Origin of the sequence: Acinetobacter towneri DSM 14962 = CIP 107472 (genome assembly GCF_000368785.1) — a bacterium.
Lineage (GTDB): Bacteria > Pseudomonadota > Gammaproteobacteria > Pseudomonadales > Moraxellaceae > Acinetobacter > Acinetobacter towneri.
In genome coordinates this window covers 46,891-48,648 of the sequence record NZ_KB849679.1, presented here as the reverse complement: position 1 = coordinate 48,648, position 1,758 = coordinate 46,891, and the positions used below count along the sequence as shown (strand labels likewise).

Annotated in this window: 1 protein-coding gene, 1 rRNA gene and 1 pseudogene; 1 reads left to right on the top strand and 2 read right to left on the bottom strand. The window is 37.4% G+C overall.

Annotated elements, in window-relative coordinates:
* Window positions 1-104 (bottom strand): 16S ribosomal RNA (locus tag F947_RS00555); the annotation flags it as partial.
* 435 nt (window positions 105-539) lie between these two features.
* A complete protein-coding gene (locus F947_RS00550) occupies window positions 540-1,109 on the bottom strand; it encodes a peptidylprolyl isomerase (RefSeq protein ID WP_004969822.1) in 570 nt (189 codons plus the stop codon).
* 135 nt (window positions 1,110-1,244) lie between these two features.
* On the opposite strand from F947_RS00550, the pseudogene F947_RS00545 reads away from it, so the two are divergent.
* Window positions 1,245-1,758 (top strand): annotated as a pseudogene (locus F947_RS00545) (IS982-like element ISAba4 family transposase); the annotation flags it as partial.

The window sequence follows — 1,758 nt, the reverse complement described above, 5'->3', positions numbered from 1 at the left end:
GTCCGCCGCTAGCTCAGTTACCGAAGCAACCTCGCCCGCTCGACTTGCATGTGTTAAGCCTGCCGCCAGCGTTCAATCTGAGCCATGATCAAACTCTTCAGTTAAAATCATTTTGAAGTTTTAATCTAAACTTCCAAATCTGGCTCATCAATTTTCTGACTTAAATTTCGCTCAAATAAACTTCGAGTAATTTAAACCAATCAATCAATGAAATATCTTCGATTAATCAATCAGTAAAAATCCACACAAGTTGTTCTTCATAATCTCTTAATGATCTTAATTTCTGCCTCGTCAGCAGAAATTTTAACGCAAAACACTTCTAACAACTCAACCCTGTAAGCTAAGTTCGTAGGCTGTTTCGCGTCGGGATGGGTGCATTATAGGGCAATTTCCTACACGTGCAAGTGCTTTTAACTGCTTGTTTTCACGAGTGTTGGATTTTTACGCACTATTTTGGTTCAAAAACACACAAAACTCGCACTAACCCTATAATTTTAAATTAAAAATATGTTTTTCATATTTTTGCAATCTAAATCCGCTTATTTTGTTGGGGCAGCCTCTTTCACTTTCACACTGAGTATTTTTACCGCTTGTTTCGGTACATTTTGATGCATGCCATAGTTGCCTGTTGGTACTTTTACAATTTTATCGACAACATCCATACCTTTAGTGACTTGACCAAATACCGCATAGCCTGCGTTACGTGGACTTCGATTTAAGAAATCGTTATCTACCACATTAATAAAGAATTGGCTGCTGGCAGAATCAGGATGATTCATACGTGCCATCGCCAAGGTACCACGGGTATTTTTCAATCCATTACTTGATTCATTACGAATGGTCGCTTTGGTTGGCTTTTCTTGCATATTGGCATCCATACCACCGCCTTGCACCATAAAGCCTGGGATAACACGATGGAAGATCGTACCGTTATAGAAGTTTGACTTGGCATAATTTTCAAAGTTCTTTGCAGAAACTGGGGCTTTGTCATTAAACAGTTCGATTTCAATATTGCCCATGCTGGTTGTCATTTCTACCACGGTGTTGGCTGCCATCGTATTGAAGCTGATAAGCATTGCTGCCATGGTAAACACACTTTGTTTTAACATTTGCTGACCAATCCATCTGTGTTGTATTTGCATTGCATCTATATTAACCCGAATTACGGATAAGAAAAGCCCTTGAAAAAAAGGTAGTTAGAGCCATTTAGAAAGTTACGACACAACCCAAAGGCTCTAACTACCATGTACGATTTTACAGAAATTTTTTGTATTGTTGATGATTTTTTCAAAAAATTTGAACCCATCTATTGGCAATTTCTCAAGCAAGAAAACAAACGTCAACGTACCAGACAAGCAACGCTATCTTTATCAGAAATTGTGGCTATCTCCATCTACTATAAAACATCTCAAGTACATAATTTTAAGATGTTTTTTAACTTGCTTTGTCAGTTTGAAAGCAAACTCTTTAAAGACTTGCCTTGTTATAAAAACCTGATTCCCCTCATCAATCAGCACCAACTTGCTATTCATGCTTTGCTTTATGCGTTGAGCCAAAAAGATGAAAGTTCATATTTATGGATTGATTCAACACCTTTACCTGTTTGTAAAAATAAAAGAATCCCTAAAGGTCATCATGCTTTAGATGAGATTGCTTCTCGTGGTAAAAGTACGATGGGCTGGTTTTATGGTTGCAAATTACACTTGCTGATGAATCAAGAGGGTGAAATTGTAAATTCAGATTTATCAAACGGACATA